Source organism: Enterobacter sp. PP-008-ECC_S150 (assembly GCF_045257065.1).
GTDB lineage: Bacteria > Pseudomonadota > Gammaproteobacteria > Enterobacterales > Enterobacteriaceae > Enterobacter > Enterobacter chengduensis.
The window spans coordinates 21,920-37,176 of the sequence record NZ_JBJHHG010000026.1 but is presented as its reverse complement, the minus strand read 5'-3'; the positions used below and the strand labels follow the sequence as shown (position 1 = coordinate 37,176).

The 15,257-nt window shown below is 58.5% G+C and carries 13 protein-coding genes; 5 read left to right on the top strand and 8 right to left on the bottom strand.

Annotation, left to right across the window (positions count from 1 at the left end; genetic code table 11):
* Window positions 1-107: 107 nt before the first annotated feature.
* The 3 genes from ACJBF3_RS22320 to ACJBF3_RS22310 form a co-directional block, all read right to left on the bottom strand.
* Complete coding sequence (locus tag ACJBF3_RS22320) at window positions 108-776, bottom strand: GntR family transcriptional regulator (RefSeq protein ID WP_045326548.1); 669 nt, start codon at window positions 774-776, stop codon at window positions 108-110.
* Window positions 777-1,030: 254 nt separating this feature from the next.
* The gene (locus tag ACJBF3_RS22315) at window positions 1,031-2,071 is read right to left on the bottom strand and encodes an NADP-dependent oxidoreductase (RefSeq protein WP_045326549.1); all 1,041 of its coding nucleotides are present in this window, start codon (window positions 2,069-2,071) and stop codon (window positions 1,031-1,033) included.
* Between the two features lie 65 nt (window positions 2,072-2,136).
* Entirely contained in the window at window positions 2,137-2,712 is a 576-nt protein-coding gene (locus tag ACJBF3_RS22310) for a helix-turn-helix domain-containing protein (RefSeq protein ID WP_008501301.1), read from the bottom strand.
* A gap of 145 nt (window positions 2,713-2,857) precedes the next feature.
* Here ACJBF3_RS22310 and ACJBF3_RS22305 point away from each other — a divergent pair, with 145 nt between their 5' ends.
* A complete protein-coding gene (locus ACJBF3_RS22305; protein WP_045326551.1) occupies window positions 2,858-3,376 on the top strand; it encodes a GNAT family N-acetyltransferase in 519 nt (172 codons plus the stop codon).
* Window positions 3,373-3,822: a DMT family transporter gene (locus ACJBF3_RS22300; protein WP_045326553.1), complete on the top strand. Its 450-nt coding sequence runs from the start codon at window positions 3,373-3,375 to the stop codon at window positions 3,820-3,822. The genes ACJBF3_RS22305 and ACJBF3_RS22300 overlap by 4 nt, the downstream gene beginning before the upstream one ends.
* 3 nt (window positions 3,823-3,825) lie before the next feature.
* On the opposite strand, the gene ACJBF3_RS22295 is transcribed toward ACJBF3_RS22300, so the two are convergent.
* Both ACJBF3_RS22295 and ACJBF3_RS22290 read right to left on the bottom strand, forming a co-directional pair.
* Window positions 3,826-4,059 carry a YdcY family protein gene (locus ACJBF3_RS22295; RefSeq protein ID WP_045326554.1) on the bottom strand — a complete coding sequence of 78 codons (234 nt, stop codon included), beginning with the start codon at window positions 4,057-4,059 and terminating at the stop codon, window positions 3,826-3,828.
* 100 nt (window positions 4,060-4,159) lie between these two features.
* Window positions 4,160-5,758 (bottom strand): ABC transporter substrate-binding protein, encoded by a 1,599-nt coding sequence (locus ACJBF3_RS22290; protein ID WP_045326556.1) that lies wholly within the window; start codon window positions 5,756-5,758, stop codon window positions 4,160-4,162.
* 283 nt (window positions 5,759-6,041) lie between these two features.
* Between ACJBF3_RS22290 and ACJBF3_RS22285 the strand changes: the two genes are divergently transcribed.
* Genes ACJBF3_RS22285 through ACJBF3_RS22275 form a run of 3 tightly spaced genes read left to right on the top strand, consistent with a single transcriptional unit; the run spans window position 6,042 to window position 12,542 of the window.
* Window positions 6,042-7,382 carry an SrfA family protein gene (locus tag ACJBF3_RS22285; RefSeq protein ID WP_045326558.1) on the top strand — a complete coding sequence of 447 codons (1,341 nt, stop codon included), beginning with the start codon at window positions 6,042-6,044 and terminating at the stop codon, window positions 7,380-7,382.
* A 4-nt stretch (window positions 7,383-7,386) separates the two neighbouring features.
* Entirely contained in the window at window positions 7,387-10,368 is a 2,982-nt protein-coding gene (locus tag ACJBF3_RS22280; protein ID WP_045326560.1) for a virulence factor SrfB, read from the top strand.
* Window positions 10,365-12,542, top strand: a complete 2,178-nt coding sequence (locus ACJBF3_RS22275; protein WP_045326561.1) for a virulence factor SrfC family protein — start codon at window positions 10,365-10,367, stop codon at window positions 12,540-12,542. Before ACJBF3_RS22280 ends, ACJBF3_RS22275 begins: the two co-directional genes overlap by 4 nt.
* A 71-nt stretch (window positions 12,543-12,613) precedes the next feature.
* Here the strand turns inward: ACJBF3_RS22275 and ACJBF3_RS22270 are convergent, their stop codons facing one another.
* The 3 genes from ACJBF3_RS22270 to patD form a co-directional block, all read right to left on the bottom strand.
* Window positions 12,614-13,369: an alpha/beta fold hydrolase gene (locus ACJBF3_RS22270; RefSeq protein WP_045326564.1), complete on the bottom strand. Its 756-nt coding sequence runs from the start codon at window positions 13,367-13,369 to the stop codon at window positions 12,614-12,616.
* 86 nt (window positions 13,370-13,455) lie between these two features.
* Complete coding sequence (locus tag ACJBF3_RS22265) at window positions 13,456-13,629, bottom strand: GhoT/OrtT family toxin (RefSeq protein ID WP_032640836.1); 174 nt, start codon at window positions 13,627-13,629, stop codon at window positions 13,456-13,458.
* Window positions 13,630-13,812: 183 nt separating this feature from the next.
* Window positions 13,813-15,237, bottom strand: a complete 1,425-nt coding sequence (patD, locus tag ACJBF3_RS22260; RefSeq protein WP_045326566.1) for an aminobutyraldehyde dehydrogenase — start codon at window positions 15,235-15,237, stop codon at window positions 13,813-13,815.
* Between the last annotated feature and the right edge of the window lie 20 nt (window positions 15,238-15,257).

Below are 15,257 nucleotides of genomic sequence, written 5' to 3'. Positions count from 1 at the left end.
GTTTATTATATTAATGAAATAACCCTCCTGATGGCTTATTGCCCTCAGGAGTTATTCACCAGATAAATAATTAGCTGCGGTATATAGTCGCTCTGTTAAATAATCTCTCAGTTAAAATATTGTCGCTGTAAAAGCACATTCGCTTCATCAATCACCTTATCAATCGCCTTCTGGCAGGCAACGACATCTCGTCGCTCAAGGGCGGAAAGGAGTTCTTCATAGTGATATGTCGACGCTTTGATGTCGTTAAGCTCCTGATGCAGATAGTTCATACAGGGCCCGATGCGCACCCAGAGCTGTTCAATTAACGCATTGAGCGTCGGCATTTCCGCATACTGATAGAGCGTAAAACGGAAGACGCGATTCGCGTGAAGCGCCTGCTGAACGTTTCCGTTGCGCATAGCCTCATGAAATGCCTCTGACATGTTGCGCAATGTCTCCAGCTTGCTCTCCGACATATTCTGGCATGCGGCGGCGACCGCCATCGGCTCAAGCTGTTTTCTGATCGCGTTAATCTCGTTATAACGCTCCAGCGTCACCTCCGGAACCAGAAAGGCCTGCGCGGGCGTGGCGTGTAATGCCCCCGATGACACCAGCCGTAAAAGCGCCTCCCGAACCGGAGTAATACTGGTCCCTAATTTATCGGCGATCTCTTTGGTAATCAGTCGCGCCCCAGGTTTGAGGGAGCCCGTTATTAACGCGCCTTTCAAACTGTGTTCAACTTGCATGGTAAGGCTAACCCTTTGGGCTTTTTCTAAGTGATCCAAATCAAGCATGTTCAATTCCTGTAGCTAAAACTTAATGCTATTTTAAGCGTCAGTTAAATAAACGACGCTGTTCCGATATATCCTGTATCGTCATGCCTGGTGGTGGGAAGTACGTAAAAACAGCAAAAAAAAGCAAAGTTTGTTTTTTTTTCGGTTTCGCGCCCATTCGGGATCCGGACGCGAAAAACCATGTCCGTTAATTAAAGACAATATATCGTATCTTCACAAATAAATATGGCGGGAAACCCCCGCCATAATGCTTTTTATTTATTGTCAGCCGCGACGCGAATCACGACTTTGCCGAAGTTACGCCCTTCAAGCAGGCCAATCAGCGCATCGGGGGCATTCTCCAGCCCGTCCGTCACCTGTTCGCGATAGTGAATTTTGCCCTCCTGCACCCAGCGTCCCATCTCTTCCTGGAACTCCTTAATGCGGTGCCCGTAGTCCTGGCCGATGATAAAGCCCTGCATACGAATGCGCTTTTTCAGGATAGTCGCCATCAGGAGCGGCAGGCGGTCCGGCCCCTCGGGCAAGCCCGTCGCATTGTAGCCGCTCACCAGGCCGCACACCGGCACCCGCGCGGAGGTATTCAGCAAGGGCAGCACGGCGTCAAACACTTTCCCGCCGACGTTTTCATAATAGACATCAATGCCTTTCGGGCAGGCGCGTTTTAGCTGCTCGGCAAAATCGGCCGCGTGGTGATCCAGACACTGGTCAAACCCGAGGACCTCCACGGCATGGCGGCATTTCTCTGCGCCACCGGCTACGCCGACCACCCGGCAACCTTTGATTTTGCCGATCTGCCCTACTGTCGCGCCCACCGGGCCGGTCGCCGCGGCCACCACCAGCGTTTCACCCGCTTTCGGCTGCCCGATATCCAGCAATCCCATATAGGCGGTAAAGCCCGGCATACCCAGAATCCCCAGCGACCAGGAAGGATGCGAGGGATTATCGCCCAGCTTGACCAGGCCGCTGCCGTCGGAAAGTTCATACTCCTGCCAGCCGCTGTAGCCCAGTACCCATTCACCGGCTTTGAAGTCGGGATGGTTTGACTGCTCAACGCGGCTGACCGTACCGCCCACCATCACCGCACCAATCTCAACCGGCGGGGAATAGGACGGCGCATCGCTCATGCGCCCGCGCATGTAAGGGTCCAGCGACAGCCAGACGGTCCTCAGCAAGAGCTGCCCTTCACGAGGCGCCGGAACGGACTGCGTTTCCAGACGAAAATTTTCCGCGACCGGCGCGCCCTGAGGACGGGAGGCCAGTACCCAGCGGCGGTTTTGCGAAACAGAGTGACTCATCAGGTTCTCCTTCTGGTACAAATGTCATTACAGCCTGGCGCACGTTCGCCGTTATCGCATTAGCATTACGAGCCAGACTGGTTGAGCCGTACAACCAGATAGATACAGGTTTCATTCGTTTCGTTGATGAACCGACAGTCATTTGGCGGCCCCAGCTCAAGACAGTCTCCGGCATGCATTTCGTGACGCGTATCGCCCTCCTGAAACACCAGCTCACCGGACTGGAGCCAGATAAGCTGACGTGCCAGCGCGTAAGAAGAGGCAGGCATAGGGACATCGCTGCCCGCAGGCAGTTCAACCTGAACAAGGTCGATGGGCAGATCGGTACGAGGAGAAACATGGCGGCGGAGGTAGTGCGTCTGCGGGTCGCGCCAGACGGGCTGGTTGGCAAGGCGCAACAGCTTGCCTTCCTGCATTTCGGCCCGGGCAATCAGCGTGGACATGCTGATGCCAAACGCGCCGGACAGGCGGGCAAGCAAGGTGGCCGTAGGGCTACTGTCTCCGCGCTCTATCTTGTGGATCATGGCGCGGGAGACGCCTGCCCGGTCAGCAAGCTCGCTCAGGGACCATCCGCGAGACTCGCGCTCGAGGCGAATTCTTGCGCTAATCCGTTGATTCATCGTGTCTGTTATGGTGTTCATGACGTCATACTATAGTGTATGAACGGCATTTCAATGGGCTTTTGATAACAAAAAAATATAGTTTATGCCGTAGCGATCGGGTGAGACGCTTGTGTAATATCGTAGCGATAACGTAATACTATAGTGAACAACACAGAGGTTAATCATGATCGTTCGTCATGCCTGCAAAGAAGACTGCGCTGCGATAGGCGAAATCTACAACCACGCGGTGCTGCATACTGCCGCGATCTGGAACGATACAACCGTCGATACCGATAACCGCATCGCCTGGTTTGAGGCGCGCACGCTTGCGGGTTACCCGGTTCTGGTGAGTGAAGAAGACGGCGCGGTGACCGGTTACGCCTCTTTCGGCGACTGGCGCGCCTTCGACGGTTTTCGTCATACGGTGGAGCATTCGGTCTACGTGCATCCGGATCATCAGGGCAAAGGCATTGGCCGCCTGTTAATGAAGGCGCTGATCCACGAGGCCCGCACCATCGGTAAGCACGTGATGGTGGCCGGCATTGAGGCGCAGAATCATGCCTCTATTCATCTCCATCAAACCCTCGGCTTTGTGACGACCGGGCAAATGCCGCAGGTGGGGACCAAGTTTGGCCGCTGGCTGGACCTAACCTTTATGCAGCTGCAGCTGGACGAGCGCAGCGATCCGGACGCTATCCCATGAATCAGTCACTGACGCTGGCTTTTCTGGTGGCGGCGGGCATCGGCCTGGTGGTGCAAAACACCTTAATGGTGCGTATTACCCAGTCCTCCTCCACCATTCTTATCGCGATGCTGCTGAACTCACTGGTTGGCATCGTGCTGTTTGTCAGCATTCTGCTGCTCAAACAGGGCCTTGTCGGATTCAGCGAGCTGGCCGCGACGGCCCGCTGGTGGACGCTGATCCCGGGGCTGCTGGGGTCGTTTTTCGTGTTTGCCAGTATTAGCGGGTATCAGAACGTTGGCGCGGCGACGACCATCGCCGTGCTGGTCGCAAGCCAGCTGATTGGCGGGCTGGTGCTGGACGTGCTGAGAAGCCATGGCGTTCCGTTACGCGCCCTGATTGGCCCGGCGTGCGGCGCGGTGATGCTGGTCGTCGGGGCCTGGCTGGTGGCGAGACGCCAGTTTTAATTGCTACAGGATAGTGCCGCCTTTGGTCAGCTGTTCCTGACGGGCGTCCATCTCCTCTTTATGCTGCTTGCCGTGGTGCGAAATCGCGGTACGCAGGCGCTGCTGCTGGGTATAACGATCATCCCGGCTAAGCTCTGCATCATCGCTTAATTCGATCAGCAGTTCATTCATGTGGCTTATTACGCTCTCTTCGATGGCGGCATCGACGCGGGCGGTGACATCGTTTAAATGTGACATTGTCACTCCTTGTGAATTGCCCGGTGGCGCTTCGCTTACCGGGCCTACAGGTGCCAAATGTAGGCCCGGTAAGGCGTAGCCGCCACCCGGCTAAGAAGGCTTAGTTCAGCTTCGCTTTTGAGAAATCGCTGCCCATCAGGCTAACGCTGTACCCGGTGACGTTGCTGCGGGTCGCGTAGAACGTTTTGCCGTTAGCCAGCGCGATCCACGGCGCCTGCTGGTAGAAGATCTCCTGCGCCTGGCCGTAAAGCTTCGCGCGTTCGGCCGGGTTGCTGGTCAGCTTCGCTTTTTGCACCAGGGCATCATACCCCTTATCGCACCAGCGCGCGGCGTTTGATCCGGTTTTAATACTGTTGCAGCCCAGCAGCACATCGGCAAAGTTGTCCGGGTCGCCGTTATCGGACATCCAGCCAAACAGCGCGGCGTCATGTTCGCCTTTGCGCATTCCGGAAAGGTATTCGCCCCACTCGTAGGAGACAATTTTGGCCTTCACGCCGACTTTAGCCCAGTCGCTCTGAATCATCTCCGCGATACGGCGCGAGTTCGGGTTATACGGACGCTGAACCGGCATTGACCACAGCGTGACTTCCGCCCCTTTCTCCAGGCCCGCCTGCTTCAGCAGCGCTTTCGCTTTTTCAGGATCGTAGCCGTAATCCTTCAGGTCTTTATTGAAGCCCAGCATATTTGGCGGGATCGGCGATTTTGCCACCGTACCCGACCCCATAAAGACCGCATTGACGATAGCCTTCTTATCGGTCGCGTAGTTCAGGGCCTGACGCACCAGCACGTTATCAAACGGTTTTTTCTCGGTGTTAAACGCCAGATAGCCGACGTTCAGCGCGTCGACCGAGTGCAGCGTCAGGTCTTTGTTGTTCTTGATGGCATCGAACTGAACCGGAGACGGCGCAGGAATAATCTGGCACTCGTTGGTCTGTAGCTTCGCCAGACGGGTTTCCACGTTTGGCGTGATAGAGAAGATGAGATGTTTCGTCGGCACGTCACCTTCCCAGTAGTTCGGGTTGGCAACATAGCGGATCAGCGAATCCACCTTGTACTGCTGCAGCACGTAAGGCCCGGTACCAATCGGCCAGGTGTCTACGTTCTCAGGCGTGCCTTTTTTCAGCATCGCGTCGGCGTATTCGGCGGAGAGAATGGAGGCGAAATCCATCCCCCAGTCGGCCAGAAACGCGGCGTTGGGTTCGCTGAGGGTGAACTGGACGTGGTAATCATCAACCTTTTTAACGTCCTGGATCAGCTTATCGAGCCCGACGTCGTTAAAGTATTCGTAATTGCCCTGCGACACGTTGTGGTACGGGTGTTTAGGGTCTTTCTGACGCATCACAGAGAAAATAACGTCATCGGCGTTAAAATCGCGCGTCGGCTTGAAGTATTTGTTGCTGTTGAACTTCACCCCTTTGCGCAGGGTAAAGGTATAGGTCTTACCGTCCGGTGAGATCGTCCAGGACTCTGCCAGCGATGGAACCGGGGTGTTTTTCACCGGGTCGAAATTGATCAGGCGGTTGTACAGTACCTGGGAGCTGGCCACAAAAGAGGGGCCAGAACTGGCGATTTGCGGGTTGAAGGACTCGGGAGACGCTTCTGAACAGTAAATAAGCGTGTCGTTATTTGCCGCCCATGCGGCACCGGCTGGTAACAGCGCGCTCAGCGCAAGGGCGAGCAGTGTTTTCCCTGTAGACATGGTTATAACCCTGACAGTTTTATTATATAAGACAGTAATAACAGCACAGCCGTTATGACCTGGCAAATAACGAAACACTATCAGGTTATTCTAAAGCCGCGTTTTTTGCTGGTTTTACAGCCAGCGCCCGAAAAGGTGATTTGCCTTAAGGGCCATTATTCGTCAAGCACAACCGTCACTTTCTATGCCGCAAGAAATCGGCCCTTTTAGCGTCTCTTCTGCCGTTTGGTTGCTTCCCCGTTTCGTTAAAGTAACGGTGTGAAGAAGTATATGGGATCAAATCGTGGCAAAAACTCTTTTACGCAGCGGTAACCTGGATGACTTTCAGGCCGTTGGCGGCGGCGGACAAGCCGTTTTTGAATCAGCGTTACAAATCCGGGAAGCGCTCCGGTTGCGCAAACAGCAGACCATCGTCGACTGTCTGGCGATCCCTCAGATCAACGACAGCGGCGACCGCGTGGACTGGTATTCCCCGGTTGAAGGAAGCGTAACCAGCTGGAAAGCGGCCGATGAAGACGATCGTTACCGCGCCCTGCGCTATCTCGAAAACACGCTCGCCAGCGTCGAGTCGCTCAGCAAGAAATGCCTCCAGTCGCCCAAAACCGCGCAGCAGCTTTTTGGCTCTCTGCTGTCGAAGGCATTTCAGTTCCCGGGGGAAAACTTCCTCTTCCTGGTGGACGGAAAGCCGGTCATCTGCTTCTGGGGGTTTGTAAACCTGAACGAGAACGCGCGCGACGATGTTCTTGACTGCCTGCGTGAATCCCTGATCCCTGAACCTGCCCCCGTTGTAATTGAGGATCCGGAACCCGAGCCTGAACCCGAACCGATCGTCACCTTTGAACACGCAGACGAGCCGCTGATCGCCCCTTCCACGGTGGTGCGCATTACCCCGGACGATCTGTATGCGCCCGAGCCCGTCCCGGCTGTTGCGCAACCCGTTCAGGAACCGGCACCGCCGATCGTCGCGAAAAAGCGCCGCGTTCCCTTATGGACGCTGCCGGTTGCCGTCGCGATCGTCGCCGCCGTCGCCGCCCCGCTGCTGTGGCCAAAACAGGCCCCTTCCGCTGCGCCCGCGCAAGCCGCCGCGCCGGAACCCGTGGAGATTGCGCCTAAGCCGATCAAAGCGGTTGAGCCGCTGGCGATGACGTTACCGCTGCATCAGGCAGAGGTGCTGGCGAGCAAAGAAAAAGAACCTGCTCCTGCGCCGCAGCCCGCTCCGGTAGTGATTGTCGCCATCCCGAAAGACGCCATGGTGATGGAGGCGAATCAGGTAAAAGCGGGATCGACGCGCTTCCTGAACGGCACCTGGCGTGCGGTTCTCGACGTGAAAGACCCGGTCACCGGCAAACCGCCGTCAATGCGCTATCAAATCCAGAACAATAAAGGCTTTGCCCGCGTTGTCCACGGCGACAACGTTGTCTGCCGCGCGGACGTGTTCTCCGGCCTGCACAGCAATGGCGAGCTGATGATTAAAAGTCGCGGCACCGCCCGCTGCACCGACGGTTCCCGCTACCCGATGCCGGAAATTGCCTGTAAAGCAGGCACCAGCGATATCGCAGAATGTCGCGCCCGTTATGATGCCAACACCGTCGTCCCACTGACGTTCAAGAAAGCAGGTGCCTGATCCTATGCTGGTAAATCTTTGCGACTATAAACAAAGCGTCACGCTCATTGCCAACAGCGGCGTGCAGTTCCTCGATTTCGGTCTGACGCCGCAGGACTCTGCCAGCAACGGGCGCTTCGTACGTAAAACCGCGAACGGCCCGCTTTTGCGCCTCGATTTCGACCTGGTCAACGGTCGCTATACCCTGCCGGCCATGAACGGCGGGCAGCCTGAAGTGGTCAAGCCGGAAACCACTATCCCGCTGCATCAGTCTCTGGCGGTACTGGACGGCGTCTGGCTTCCGGTTCCGTTCCTGCGCTTCAACCCGCCGCGCACCTTTGTCGAGGGGCCGGATAACTGGGCCCGCGTTCAGGTGCGCAGGCTTGCTACTCCCGATACGGCAGGCAACACGCACCGCGTCACGCTCGCCCTTGACAGCCAGATTGCCGAACATGCCACGTCCGCGCTCTCGCCGGTAGAAAACGACATTCTGAACGGGACCCGTTTCGCGCTGGCCTGGCGAGACAGCGAAGTAGAAAGCTTCCTCGATCAGACCTGGATTGACGGCTGGCTGCGCGAGGCGTTTAGCCAGTATGCCGACGGCGTTGAAAACCGCTCAGAACGCGATCTCCAGCAGGCGATGCGCGGCTTTGAATATCAGGCCCACTGGCTCAACCTGATGACCATGCTCGGTGAACAGCTCACCGTGCCGGAAGTGAAATTTGTCACCCATACGCTCAGCACGCCAGCCATTCCGGTCGACCTGATCCTCGACGTGGGCAATACCCACACCTGCGGCGTCATTATTGAAGACCACGGGGATGCCAACGATGGGCTGCGCCAGACCGCCGAGCTGCAGGTACGCTCGCTCAGCGAGCCGCAGTTCCTGAACGAGCCGCTGTTCACTAGCCGCCTGGAGTTTTCGGAAGCGCGTTTTGGCAAACAGCACTTCTCGGTTGAAAGCGGTCGTGAAGATGCCTTTGTCTGGCCGTCGATTGTTCGCGTTGGCGATGAAGCCCGCAAGCTGGCGATGCAGCGTCTTGGAACCGAGGGCAACAGCGGTATCTCGAGCCCGCGTCGCTACCTGTGGGATGAAACGCCGGTGGTGCAGGACTGGCGCTTTAGCCAGATGAACGGCAAGACCCAGCGCGAGCCGCTTGCTACGGCGTTCCCGCTGATGAACCTGATGAACGATGACGGCGAGCCGCTGTTCACGCTGCCGCAGGACGAGCGCCTGCCGGTCTTCTCGCCGCAGTACAGCCGCAGCACCCTGATGACGCACATGCTGTGCGAGCTGCTGGCCCAGGCGCTGGGCCAGATCAACAGCGTCGCCACGCGCCTGCGTCTGGGCTTCCCTGCCTCGCCGCGCCAGCTGCGCACCCTGATCCTGACCCTGCCTTCGGCGATGCCAAAGCAGGAGCGCGAGATCTTCCGTCGCCGGATGTTTGAAGCCATCGCCATCGTCTGGAAAGCGATGGGCTGGCACCCGCAGGATGAGGATTTTGTCACCCGCAAACAGCAGGATAAAAGCGTGGTGCCGGTGCCTGAAATCCAGATGGAGTGGGATGAAGCCAGCTGCGGTCAGCTGGTCTGGCTGTACAACGAAGCCATCTCCCGCTTTGGCGGTCAGACGGAAGCCTTCTTTGCCTCCCTGGCCCGCCCGGACCGTGCCCCTGAGCCGGGTAGCCCGCCGGGCCGCGCGCTGCGCGTCGCGTCCATCGACATCGGCGGTGGCACAACGGATATGGCGATCACCCATTATCAGCTGGACGACGGCTCCGGCAATAACGTCAAAATTACCCCGCAGCTGCTGTTCCGCGAAGGTTTTAAGGTCGCGGGCGACGATACGCTGCTGGACGTGATTCAGCGCTACGTGTTGCCTGCCCTGCAAACGCAGCTGCAGAAATCCGGTATCGCTGACGCCTCGCTGCTGATGGCCTCGCTGTTCGGCGACTCCGGACGCATTGATACCCAGGCCGTACTCCGCCAGCAGACGGCGCTTCAGCTCTTTATGCCGATTGGCCATGCCATTCTTGCCGCGTGGGAATCCAGCGACGTTGACGATCCGCTGGCCGGTCTGCATGCCACCTTTGGCGATCTCCTGGCGCAAAAGCCGACCCGCAACGTGATGAATTACCTGCAGCAGGCGATCGATCATGCCCTGCCCGCGGGTTCCGACGCGTTTGATCTGTTCGCGGTGCCGCTGCACGTCAATTTCCGCGAAATGCAGGATGCGATGCTGGCCGGGCAGTTTACCCTGGCCTCCCCGCTCCACGCGGTGTGCGAGGCGATCTCCCATTACGGCTGCGACATTCTGCTGATCACCGGTCGTCCCGGCTGCCTGCCTGGCGTCCAGGCGCTCATTCGCCACCTGCAGCCGGTGCCGGTCAACCGCATCGTCTGGCTGGATAAATACCAGGTACACGAATGGTATCCGTTTAGCCAGCAGGGGCGCATCGGCAACCCGAAATCGACCGCCGCCGTGGGGGCCATGCTCTGCAGCCTGGCGCTCGACCTCCGTCTGCCGCGCTTCAACTTTAAGGCCGCGGACATTGGCGCGTATTCCACCGTGCGCTATCTCGGCGTGCTGGATAACACCGTCAACACCCTGCGCGAGGAAAACGTCTGGTATCAGGATATCGATCTCGATAAACCGGGCGCGAAGCTCGACGCGCGTCTGCACTTCCCGCTGCGCGGCAACGTCACCCTCGGCTTCCGCCAGCTGGCGAACGCGCGGTGGCCCGCCACGCCGCTCTACACGCTCAGCATTAACTCGGCTGAACTGGCGAAAGCGATTGCCGGTGACGGCGTGCTGAACGTGCGGCTCAAGCTCTGCGGCGGCAGCAAGCAGGAAGGTCCGGAGGCCTTCGAGCTGAGCGACGCCTGGCTGCAGGACGGCACTCCGGTTGCGCCTGACGCATTAACCTTCAAACTGAACACCCTGGCCGACCGCCGACACAGCGGCAGCCACTACTGGATCGACAGCGGGAGCGTATATCTGAAATGACAGCGACGACGACCACCACTCAGGCCTTAATCGGGTGGATTAATGAGACGCGCCTGAACGCCCCTGTGCTGGATAACGATGCCGACGCCCTGCTCGCACGCATCAACGCGCTGCAGGCGCGGGAGCAGGCCATTGAGCGCGCCACGACCCGCCAGAGCAGCATTGGGCTTTACGGACATTCGCAGAGCGCGAAAGCACACCTGCTGTTATCGCTGTGCGGCAGCGGTAATGGACGCCTGAACGTGACTCCCGGACAGCGGACCTTTGACTATTTTTCGCATATCAATCCGGGACATGCCCTGACCAACATGGCCGTCCGCTTCACCCGGGAAAACCCGGAAGTGGCTGATGATGCGTTCCCGCTGCGTCTGCGTCTGGTCTCCGAGGCCGAGCTGGTACAGCTGTTTATTGCCCGCACGACGCTGCATCCTCAAATGCGCGCGGTGGATAAGGCGGTCATTGAGGCACGTCTGGAGAAATGGCGCGGGCTGCGCCAGCCGCAGGGCGTGCCCGGCATCACGGCGCAGGAGGTGGGTGCCATTGCCCGCTTCTGGCAGAGCACCGTCCCGGCCGCTAAGCAGCAAATTGATGATGCCCTTTGGCACGCGTTTGCCCAGCTGGTGCCATCACTCGATCTCAGCACGCGGGCCAGCGTCTGGTCGCTGCTGTGGGGGGAGCAGCAGGAGCTGACCCAGCAGTGGTTGAAACTGGCCCACGTGCTGCACCAGACCAGCCATGCCAGCGAGCTTGCTGCCCCGCTTAGCCTGCTGGTGGACAGCTTTGGGCTGCCGGGTGAAGGGTTCCTGACGCACGACGGCACGTTAGATCTTCAGGACGCGCAGGAGACGCTGCTTCATCCGCTGAACGGCAGCGAGATGCTTAACGCCATCAGCCTCCCGGTCGATGTGCTGGCCTTCCTGACCCGCGAGCTGGTGCTGCCGGTTGAGAACGGCGCGCTGGACCGCGTCGACATTATTGATATTCCGGTGTTTGAAGATAACCGTGCCGACCCGCTGCGTCAGGCGAAATCCCAGTGGCTGCTTGAGCATTACCGTCAGCAGCTCCAGCCGGATGTGCTGGTGATTTGCAATGCGACGGCGCAGCACGAACAGACCGCCAAAAAAGCAAAAGTGCTGATGAACTGGGTGAAGGAGACGCAGCCTGCTGAAGAATCGGCCCTGCCGGGGCTGGTGTGGGCGATTACCCCTCACGACGCCCGCTTTACCACCCGACAGAATCTTGATGAGGCCGTACAGCACCTGCTCGGAAAGCCGGGGCTACGCTGGGGCACGCTGCAGGCGCTGGACAGCCACAGCATGCAGCGCGTCATCGAGTGGCTGTCTCAGGCCACGCTACCCGCGCAGCGACAGAAGCGTCTCAGCACGCTGAAAGCCCTGCTGCGCCAGGAGCTTACGTCGCTGATGCATAGCTATCTGGCGCCGCTGGTTCAGGAGCCCGGGACAAGACGCGCTCAAGCCGAAAACATGGTGCGCACGCTGCAAAGCAGCGCCGCCCGCCACGGCGAGCTGCTTGAGGGCCTTCTGCCGCCGCTGAAAGCCTTTGAAACGCTGCTCGCGGTTCAGCAGCCGCGCGAGGAGCAGGTGAACGGGCTGTTTACGGACACTATTGACCTGTTTGCCGAGAGTGCGCAGGAAAGCACCGGCCTGTTCCAGACAAAAGACAAAGCGCGTCTGGCGCACAGGGTCTGGATAAATCATCTGCGTCAGTGGAGCCGCAACGAGGCCACGGCCGCCCGTCTCGGGCTGGATCCTGCGGTGTTACAGCAAATCGCGGACGTGCTGGTGGTCACCAGCTACCGGCTTAATCTGCCTCAGCAGCTGCAGCGTATTGTCGAAGCGGACAAAAGCAGCGCTGCACAGCTGCATGCCGTGATAGGCAATTTCATTGGCTGGCTGGGTTATGACCAGACTCCCGTAACGGCACGTCCGGCAAGCCGCATTCGCAAGGGCCAGGCCATCTTCGTCACGCCGGTGGTCAGCAGCGGCGAGCCGCGTTTGACGCGCCTGGGGGAACAGCCTGTGCATGCGGCCACCGCGTACGTTTACGACTGGCTGGTTGCGCTCTATAGCCGTGCAATAGAGAACGTTGATTACCAGCATCCGCATGATATTCAGCCTGGCGCACGTCAGGCACTGCGGGATTTAATAAAGTAGCCGCCTTTCTTGCCGGGTGGCGCTGCGCTTACCCGGCCTACTTTTCACAGCAATCATAAACCGCACAATCATTACATTGTCATACACCCGGATAGCGTCTGCGCCAGCGCAGAGGGGTTTTCCCACGACATGGAATGCCCCGCCGCAGGGATAATTTTTACCTCAACGCCCTTCTGCTGGAGATTTTCCACATCGTCATCCGGCAGAGAGAGTTCGCCGAAAATCAGCGTAACCGGGCAAGCAAGTGACAGGAACTGCGCTTCCCATTCGGGCTCAACGCCCGCCACCAGGCTCGATGCACCGCGCCAGACGGCATACGGGGCATTGCTCTGCAGGCACCCCGCCCACGCCGTTTTTTCTGTACCGAGCATGGCGTCATAGCCCTGCATCACAAACTGTTGCTCGGTTTGCGCTGCAATGGACCGGCTGAACATTCCCCCGCCCGCATGAAAATTGGGCTCTGACACCATCAGCCCCTTCACGCGCGCTGCCAGCAGCCCCGCCGTTTCGATAGCAATGCTGCCGCCCATGCTGTGGCCGTATAACCAGAAGGCATCCAGCTCAAGGTGGTTAATCAGCTCCGCCACAACGCGCGCCTGGTCGGTGGTTTTATAGCTGTAGTGCTCAGGCTTGTCGCTGTAGCCGCTGCCGGGCAAATCAATGAGAATCGCTCTGCGCGCGCCAAACAGCGGGTCATGAACGACGCGGGGATATTCATAGGAAGAGGCGCAGCCCAGCCCGTGAATGAACACCACGGGATCGCCGGTGCCGGGCAGATCATGCCAGCGCACGGTACAACCGGCCTGCTGCGAGTAAAAACTATTCATAAGCACTCCTTTTACGATGCACTGTTTATTTATACAGTTATCGTGTCGGGAATGCCATATTCATCTTTTAAAAATGGAAGCGTGCTTCAGAAAAGCGAGACCAGCAGCGCAACGGGAAAGCTCATTGGCCAGGTTGACCCCACCAGAAAAGCGCTGAGCAGGCGGATACGTTTGCGGTCTTTAGAGAGGAACCAGGTAATTAATGCGCAGATGGCAGCCATGATTGCGTAAAAAACCAACATCTTTTGATACAACGTCATTCTGTACACCAGAGCCGAAAAAATAACCGCACGCAATATGCGTCATATGTTGATACAGATCAAGTTTTTTCGTTACAGAATAACCACTTAAAAATTATGGCTAATAACAATTGAGTATCTTGCGTAACACCCATCGTGGGCGTGGCGAACGCCTGGCCGCGCGTGCGGCCAGGCATGACGGGCTTAGTGTTTGATCATGACGTGCCGCACGACCGTATAGTCCTCAAGCCCGTAGACCGACATATCTTTGCCGTAGCCGGATAACTTCATGCCGCCGTGCGGCATTTCGCTCACCAGCATAAAATGGGTATTCACCCAGGTGCAGCCATACTGCAGGCGTGCGCTAAGGCGATGGGCGCGGCCCACGTCCTGAGTCCAGACCGATGACGCGAGTCCATATTGCGAATCGTTCGCCCAGGCCAGCACCTGCGCCTCGTCGTCAAACTCTGTGACGCTCACTACCGGGCCGAACACTTCGCGCTGAACGATGGCGTCGTCCTGTTTTGCCCCCGCCAGCAGGGTGGGCTGGAAGTAGTAGCCCGCCCCCTCTCCTTTGCTTCCGCCCGTGACCACGCGGATATGAGCGAGCGCTTTCGCCTCATCGACGGCCTGGCAGACGCGCGAAAGATGGGCCGCCGAGCTGAGCGGCCCCAGTTCGGTCGCGGCATCTTCCGGCGCGCCCATGTTGAGGCTGGCTACCGCTGCGCCCAGCTTTTCCACCAGCGCTGCATAAATTCCCTTCTGGGCATAAATGCGGCAGGCCGCCGTACAGTCCTGTCCGGCATTGTAGAAACCAAACGTCCGCACCCCTTCGACAACCGCATCCAGGTCCGCATCATCAAAAACGATCACCGGTGCTTTTCCGCCCAGCTCCATGTGGGTGCGTTTAATAGAGGACGCCGTATGGCCGATGATATGCTCCCCGGTCGCAATCGAACCGGTCAGCGAGACCATACGCACTTTTTCATGCCCGGTGAGCGGGTCGCCGACCGTTTTCCCGCGACCAAACAGGACGTTCAGGACGCCTGCCGGGAAGATATCTTTTGCCAGCTCTCCCAGCTTCAGCGCGGTCAGCGGCGTGATCTCTGAGGGCTTAATCACCACGCAGTTCCCTGCCGCCAGCGCGGGCGCCAGTTTCCAGGCGGCCATCATCAGCGGGTAGTTCCAGGGGGCAATAGAGGCAACCACCCCCACCGGATCGCGGCGGATCATCGACGTGTGGCCATCAAGGTACTCCCCGGCGGCCAGCCCGTTCAGGCAGCGGGCAGCCCCGGCAAAGAAACGGAAGACGTCGACCACCGCCGGAATTTCATCCCCCAGCGCGCAGTGCAGCGGCTTGCCGCAGTTGAGGGATTCAAGCCGGGCAAATTCCTCGCCGTTGGCTTCAATCGCATCCGCCAGCTTCAGCAGGCACTCGGCGCGCGTCTTCGGCGTGGTTTGGCCCCACGCCTCAAAAGCACGGTCGGCCGCCAGCACCGCCGCGTCGACCTGCGCCGCTGACGCCTCAGCAATCTCCAGCAGGCGCTCTCCGGTGGCCGGGTTATAAACCGGCTGTTTTTCTCCCTCTCCGGCTACCAGTTTTCCCTCTATCAGCAGTTGTGTTTGCATAGCATTTTCCTGTTGAATTC

Bases quoted from the DNA above. Each gene is read 5' to 3' on its own strand.
- ACJBF3_RS22265 (WP_032640836.1), bottom strand. From the start codon at position 13,629: ATGACGTTGTATCAAAAGATGTTGGTTTTTTACGCAATCATGGCTGCC.
- ACJBF3_RS22305 (WP_045326551.1), top strand. From the start codon at position 2,858: ATGATCGTTCGTCATGCCTGCAAAGAAGACTGCGCTGCGATAGGCGAA.
- ACJBF3_RS22320 (WP_045326548.1), bottom strand. From the start codon at position 776: ATGCTTGATTTGGATCACTTAGAAAAAGCCCAAAGGGTTAGCCTTACC.
- ACJBF3_RS22275 (WP_045326561.1), top strand. From the start codon at position 10,365: ATGACAGCGACGACGACCACCACTCAGGCCTTAATCGGGTGGATTAAT.
- ACJBF3_RS22315 (WP_045326549.1), bottom strand. From the start codon at position 2,071: ATGAGTCACTCTGTTTCGCAAAACCGCCGCTGGGTACTGGCCTCCCGT.
- ACJBF3_RS22310 (WP_008501301.1), bottom strand. From the start codon at position 2,712: ATGAACACCATAACAGACACGATGAATCAACGGATTAGCGCAAGAATT.
- ACJBF3_RS22280 (WP_045326560.1), top strand. From the start codon at position 7,387: ATGCTGGTAAATCTTTGCGACTATAAACAAAGCGTCACGCTCATTGCC.
- ACJBF3_RS22300 (WP_045326553.1), top strand. From the start codon at position 3,373: ATGAATCAGTCACTGACGCTGGCTTTTCTGGTGGCGGCGGGCATCGGC.
- ACJBF3_RS22270 (WP_045326564.1), bottom strand. From the start codon at position 13,369: ATGAATAGTTTTTACTCGCAGCAGGCCGGTTGTACCGTGCGCTGGCAT.
- ACJBF3_RS22290 (WP_045326556.1), bottom strand. From the start codon at position 5,758: ATGTCTACAGGGAAAACACTGCTCGCCCTTGCGCTGAGCGCGCTGTTA.
- patD (WP_045326566.1), bottom strand. From the start codon at position 15,237: ATGCAAACACAACTGCTGATAGAGGGAAAACTGGTAGCCGGAGAGGGA.
- ACJBF3_RS22295 (WP_045326554.1), bottom strand. From the start codon at position 4,059: ATGTCACATTTAAACGATGTCACCGCCCGCGTCGATGCCGCCATCGAA.